Origin of the sequence: Nostoc sp. NOS(2021), from assembly GCF_017115025.1 — a bacterium.
GTDB lineage: Bacteria > Cyanobacteriota > Cyanobacteriia > Cyanobacteriales > Nostocaceae > Nostoc.
In genome coordinates, this window is sequence record NZ_JABXKM010000182.1 from 1 (window position 1) to 5788 (window position 5788).

Genomic DNA, 5788 nt, shown 5'->3' on the forward strand with positions numbered 1-5788 from the left:
GTGTACACACAAGTCATCGAATTACCCAAAAATCTTGAAAAACCTCACCCTGGTTCTGCTACGCAAAAACTGTCCCTCTCCTTATTAAGGAGAGGGAAAGATTTACCCTTGGGTAAAGCGAGGGTGAGGTTTTGATTTGTGGGTTGTAGAGTCTACATAGTAGCCTTCTAGGAGAGACATGAAGAAGAGAGGTTTTCCAGATGCCGTGAAAAGTCAGATGAGTTTACTTCTTATTCCAAAGACTTAAAAATGCTTGAGAGATAACTGGAGTGATCTGACTTTGTAAGTAAGTTAGTGCATCACGATGGTTTTGATTGTTGTCATCATAATAAGTGAACACATTCGTCAGCTTGACAATCTCAGGATTTTGATCGTTTGTGCCCCTCCATTTGTTAGTAACTTTGTGTAAAACGTCCTGGGGTATATTTTGTTGTAAGTTATTTAAGGCTGCGATGTAAGAAGGATTTTGAGGATTCTTTTTGAATTGCAACCACAAATCTATCAGCTTGAGTTGAGTCTGTGGCTGGGGCTGGGGCTTATCTGTTAAACTAGGTTGTTGGAGAATTTGACGCTGTTCAATAGTGGCAATGCCATTTTCAGTTAAACCCTGAGATTTCTGAAATTTCTTGACTGCTGTATAAGTGGCTGGGCCATAAAAAGGCTTGTCTGAAGGAATTTCGGCATTGGTTGCAAAACCGTGAAACTTCAATCTATTCTGAAGCCCTTTGACTGTATCTTCCATGACAGTTCGAGTCTCGGAATCAGCGTTACCATTAACCACAAGTTTTTGTGAGTACTGTTTCTGAAACTTTTTAATTGCTTCTTCAGTAGGATCATCTGTCAAGGAGTTGTTATTCCGCTTCCAGGGAGCAAATTTTGTGAGATCCGGCTTAGGATCAATCTCAGGAGCTAAATATCCCAACCCGATCAATATATGACGGATGACTTCAGGGCTACTAACGGCCATGCTTTTTGATTCCTTTGCTACTAAACTACCATTTAATGTATCTTGTTTTACAAAAACTAAGTAAGTAGAAATAAACAAATCTAACATGTCTTGTTTGCAAGGCGTTCCAAAAGTTAAGGGATGTGTGACGACAAGCTGCAACTCTTTGAGACATTCGGCGTAGACGACTACACACCGGGAAAAACAAAGATGGTTTTAAGTCTTGGTGGGCGATCGCTTATTCTCAACTATTGATGATGATACTACGCAATGTTTCCTTGACACCAGCTTGCAACCGGCTCTCCGTACTTGTGCGATCGCTCTGAAAAATGCCCACCTCGATCAGCAAGCGCAGACTTATGCTCAACAATTGCAGCGATCGCTCTTATTTTAAGAACTGCTGCGATCGTTTTTAGCTATTTCACCATCTCATTGCTCAGTAGCCAAAAAACCAAACTCCGATTTAATATTCCAGCGCTTACCGTCGTGAAGCAGTAGTGTTAATTTGTCAGCAGTAAACTCAAAATGCAACTGACGCTTTTCAAACTCTGGCCAAGCAGCTTTAAAGTTTTGCTTTGTTAAATCCCGAAACGCAACCGTTATATGGGGCGCAAAAGGGCGGGTTTTAGAAACCTGATCAACAATTCCCAAGTTGCTTTCTGTATAAGCCATTAAATCAGCTTGCAAAGTTAAAAGCTCTTGACTTATGACTACATTAATGTATATGACACGAGGCGCAAAGGCATCAAAGCCCCTGAGTGTAATTGCTACTGGCTGTTGTCTACTAGCAAACTCCTTCAAAGATGCTTCTAGCTGTGGCAAGTTATCATCTGCCCATTCAAAGGGCGGTTGCAGCGTAATATGAGGCGGAGACTTTAGCGCCCCGCTACTAGCATAGCGATCGCTAAAGTACTGCTTAATCTCGTTGGCGTAATCTTGAATATCTTGCGGTGGTAGGAGGGCGACAAAAAAACGGCTCATGTATCTATATTAATTATTTTTATTGCTTAGTAATTGGTGATCGGTGGGAAAACTTAGGGAAGGCGGATCGAGTTGGCGCTTGATCTGCCATATTGTGTATCGAAAGAGAAAATTAAAATGCGTAAAGCGGGCTTCAGCGACGAGAGCAAGAAATATAGATTCGACTTCAGCGATGAAGACAGATTTAACTTGGATGATGAAGACGTTGTATCTGCTTTTTCTTCAAAGGCTTTTGATACACCGCCCATGCTTAAGTTCCGCAACCTTGTAGAAGCTATTCTTTCTTGGACATATGGGAAGAATAATTATCCTACTCCTGAGCGCCAATGGTTTACGGAAGAAGGTTGTAAGTGTGAGGTTTTACTAGCTAAAGGCGGAGGCTGGCAGAAAGGAAAATTCCGTTTTCGTCTAGAATTTATCCCTGACAACCCAGAGGCTTTTTTGAAAAAGTCCCCTCCGGCAGATGTAAAACCACAGTCACCCTTGGATGATCTGCGATCGCACCTAGATATCTAATAGTTACAGATGCGTCCCCTATTGGCAGATAGTAGGCGACATATCCATGAGAAAAAAATCGCTGTAGTTCATGTATATTGCTACTCAAACGCTACTCAAAATAGTAATAAATTAAGCAGGATATCTGTTGTAACTGGAGTTAAGAAGCTGATGCCGTGGTTTGTAAAGATTGAAGAAGGCAAAGTAGATAAACCTACCTTTGACCAATATGTACCTGCTCACAAAGCCTACATTCAAGACTTGATTGCTAAAGGACACAAAGCGCGAACAGGCTATTGGGCGGAGCAAAGAGGCGGGATGTTGCTGTTTGAGGCTGCCTCAAAGGATGAAGCAGAAGCGATTGTGGCTGATGACCCCTTGGTGCAACACGGTTGTGTCAACTATCAGCTTTATGAATGGCGAATTGTTATGGAATAACACACACTTACTGACTTTTAATGTTATGCTTTTAAAAGACCTGGATCTATGCGATCGCAACACCCAAATCTTGTCAGAACCGGAAGGTAGCAGCAACACGGGAGGCTTGTGGTAGGCGTAGTCTCCGGGTCGCCCTATTTTTAGGAGCGTTCAGCAAAAATGCCTGGTTTTGGAGATATTGTTCAAAAAGCTTTTTACCTCGGTGTTGGATTAGCTTCTTACGCAGGTGAGAAAGCAGGGGGAAAATTAGCCCAAGTGCGATCGCAAGTCCAAAAACTGGCAGATGAAATGGTGGCAAAGGGCGAAATGAATACAGAAGAAGCCCGCCGCTTCGTTGAAGATATGATGAAGCAAGCCCAACAGGCCCAACCATCTGGTGAAACCTCTGAGAAACCACCGTCTTCTGAACCTCGCCGCATTGAAATTTTAGAGGAAGATGAAGAACCAACGGTGAAAGAGGGATCAAGTGATGAGAACGTGGATAAATTACGCCAAGAAGTGCTAGACCTGCAAGACGAGTTAAAACGATTGCAACGCGATCAATAAAAAGCATTCTTTGATCGAAATATCAGTAATAAGTGGCACTTCAGTTAGAAACTTGATAAGATACATTGCCTAGTGTGTAGTCTAGTGGTTGAAGCCAGATAACACAAACCGTCTTGTTTATAGCCTGTAAGGGCGTCAAGTTTATGGAACAGTGGCAAAAAGATTTAGTAGAAATCGTCGAAACAGTGGCTGATGAAGTAGAGCGTTTCTTCCTGGGAATGAGTGAAATGGTAGACGCTTTTTTTGAGCTAACGGAAGAAATGACCGATCAAGTCCCTAATATTGTCACTGAAGTGGATCAGTATTTACAGGATTTGGCTGAACCAATATTTGAAGCTTACTGGGAACTGGAAGACATTGTAGCAGATGTAGATCCGGGTTTTCCTTATTCAGTTGAACCCACAGCCGAAAAAAATCCTGCCTGTATCGGTTGTAGTCACTACCACGGTCAAGTTTATGGTGGTAATTTGTTAGTTTGTGCCATGCATCCCCACGGTTGTGAAGATGAGAATTGTCCAGACTGGGAGAAGGAAGAGTATTGAGTTGGGAGAGACGCGATTAATCGCGTCTGTACGTTAGGAGTTTGGAGTTATAAAATTATTAAAAGGACGTAAAGACAAGTAAAATAACCAATAAAAAATGAAAAATGACAACTGATAAATTACCTGAAAGTGTATCCCAGTCAAGCCAAGAAATGAAGTATGGCGAACGCGACATTGCGGAAGGCAAACTAATTACCTTTCCGAATCCGCGTGTGGGGAGGCGATATGACATTAACATTACTTTGCCAGAATTTACCTGTAAATGTCCGTTTTCCGGTTATCCTGATTTTGCGACAATTTACGTTACCTATGTGCCTGATGAACGGGTAGTAGAATTGAAGGCACTTAAGCTTTATATTAATAGTTACCGCGATCGCTACATTTCCCACGAAGAATCTGCAAATCAAATTTTAGATGATTTTGTGGCTGCTTGTGATCCGTTGGAAGTCACGGTGAAAGCAGATTTTACGCCTCGCGGTAATGTACATACTGTGGTTGAAGTGCGTCACCAAAAGTAATATCATCACTGATCAGCGCTGATGGCATTAATCGGCAATCTTCTTTGCCGCAGATTGCACTTGAAGCACAACTTTTTTAGACAAAGGAATATACCCAAGTTCCAAACTGGATTTTTGCCCGTCAATCACAGCCCAATCAACAAAGTTTTTTAGCGCTTGAGCTTTGACTCGGTTGGGATATTGGTGATAAGTTAAAAGCCAGCTGTAAGTAACGATAGGATAAGATTGGGCATTGGTAGGATCGGTAATAAAAGCAATTAAGTTATTGTCGGGTAATTTCACTGCTTCTAAAGTTTGAGCTACAGATTCTGGTGTCGGCGTAATATAATTACCAGATTTATTTTCTAAAGCAGCCACAGGAAGTTTATTTTCTTTGGCGTAAATATACTCTACATAGCCAATAGCTCCTGGTATCTGTTGAATCAGAGCGGTAACACCTTCGTTACCCTTTCCACCAATTCCCATTTGCCATTCTACAGCTTGACCAGCCCCAACTTTGCTTTTCCATTCTGGACTTATGGCACTGAGGTGTTGTGTCAACACGCTCGTAGTCCCACTGCCATCAGTTCGGTGTACAACCTGAATCGGTAAATCGGGCAAACTTACCCCTGGATTAGCTGCGGCTATTCTAGGATGATTCCAATTTGTAATTTTTCCGAGAAAGATATCTACGTAAACTTGGCGTGGTAGCCTGAGAGCAGTTGCCACATTCACTTGAGGCGACTGGTGTGCAACTGGTGTGAGATTATAAGCCAGCACAATAGAACCGGCAGTTAGAGGTAAAGCGATTACTCCCCGTTTTATCTTGGCTGCTTGTTCATTTGTAATTCCCACATCACTAGCTGCAAAGTCCACAGTACCTTCGATGAGCTGTTGCACTCCAGCACTGCTCCCTATAGCTTGATAGTTAATTTCCACATTGGGATTTTTCTGGTTGTAATCTGAAAGCCAGCGTTCGTACAAAGGTGCGGGAAAACTTGCCCCGGCACCAACGAGGGAAATATGTTTGATGTTTCGATTATTCGCAGTGCAAGAAGCGATACTCAACAAGATAGCGATTAGGGGTAGAAGGTAAACGCCTCCCTTGGATTGAAGTTGAGCAGACATAGAAATCTTTTGTTCCAATGTTTAATAAATACCTCTAGTAAGGGATTTCCAAGAAATAAATTATCCAAATAAACGAACCACAATTTTTTTATTTGGAAGTCCCTAATTTCCGAATTTGTAAGCGTGTGGGCGTAATTAATTGTAAATAACTTTAGACTTATTGCATAAATCAAAAAAAGAACCCCACCCCGCCTTTGACTTACGTCAAAGTCTCC

At 42.0% G+C, this 5788-nt stretch carries 9 protein-coding genes and 1 other RNA gene; 7 read left to right on the top strand and 3 right to left on the bottom strand.

Annotated features, from left to right (window positions below; all coding sequences use genetic code 11):
• Positions 1-223 precede the first annotated feature (223 nt).
• A complete protein-coding gene (locus HWQ41_RS21040; RefSeq protein ID WP_292767038.1) occupies positions 224-1054 on the bottom strand; it encodes a peptidoglycan-binding domain-containing protein in 831 nt (276 codons plus the stop codon).
• A gap of 115 nt (positions 1055-1169) precedes the next feature.
• On the opposite strand from HWQ41_RS21040, the gene HWQ41_RS21045 reads away from it, so the two are divergent.
• Positions 1170-1340 (top strand): hypothetical protein, encoded by a 171-nt coding sequence (locus HWQ41_RS21045; protein WP_292767041.1) that lies wholly within the window; start codon positions 1170-1172, stop codon positions 1338-1340.
• A 35-nt stretch (positions 1341-1375) separates the two neighbouring features.
• Here the strand turns inward: HWQ41_RS21045 and HWQ41_RS21050 are convergent, their stop codons facing one another.
• Positions 1376-1927, bottom strand: coding sequence for a 2'-5' RNA ligase family protein (locus HWQ41_RS21050; protein WP_292767044.1), 552 nt, complete (start codon positions 1925-1927; stop codon positions 1376-1378).
• Positions 1928-2044: 117 nt separating this feature from the next.
• Here HWQ41_RS21050 and HWQ41_RS21055 point away from each other — a divergent pair, with 117 nt between their 5' ends.
• The 6 genes from HWQ41_RS21055 (at position 2045) to queF (ending at position 4466) form a co-directional block, all read left to right on the top strand.
• Entirely contained in the window at positions 2045-2443 is a 399-nt protein-coding gene (locus tag HWQ41_RS21055; protein ID WP_292767047.1) for a KGK domain-containing protein, read from the top strand.
• A 150-nt stretch (positions 2444-2593) separates the two neighbouring features.
• Complete coding sequence (locus tag HWQ41_RS21060; protein WP_292767049.1) at positions 2594-2860, top strand: YciI family protein; 267 nt, start codon at positions 2594-2596, stop codon at positions 2858-2860.
• Between the two features lie 37 nt (positions 2861-2897).
• An RNA gene (gene ffs, locus HWQ41_RS21065) (signal recognition particle sRNA small type) lies at positions 2898-2994 on the top strand.
• 25 nt (positions 2995-3019) lie between these two features.
• Positions 3020-3406 (top strand): phasin family protein, encoded by a 387-nt coding sequence (locus HWQ41_RS21070; protein ID WP_292767051.1) that lies wholly within the window; start codon positions 3020-3022, stop codon positions 3404-3406.
• 143 nt (positions 3407-3549) lie between these two features.
• Positions 3550-3948 (top strand): hypothetical protein, encoded by a 399-nt coding sequence (locus HWQ41_RS21075; protein WP_292767054.1) that lies wholly within the window; start codon positions 3550-3552, stop codon positions 3946-3948.
• A 104-nt stretch (positions 3949-4052) separates the two neighbouring features.
• On the top strand, positions 4053-4466 hold the full coding sequence (gene queF, locus HWQ41_RS21080; RefSeq protein WP_292767057.1) for a preQ(1) synthase: 414 nt from the start codon (positions 4053-4055) through the stop codon (positions 4464-4466).
• 27 nt (positions 4467-4493) lie between these two features.
• Here the strand turns inward: queF and pstS are convergent, their stop codons facing one another.
• Complete coding sequence (gene pstS, locus HWQ41_RS21085) at positions 4494-5573, bottom strand: phosphate ABC transporter substrate-binding protein PstS (protein ID WP_292767060.1); 1080 nt, start codon at positions 5571-5573, stop codon at positions 4494-4496.
• Positions 5574-5788: the final 215 nt, after the last annotated feature.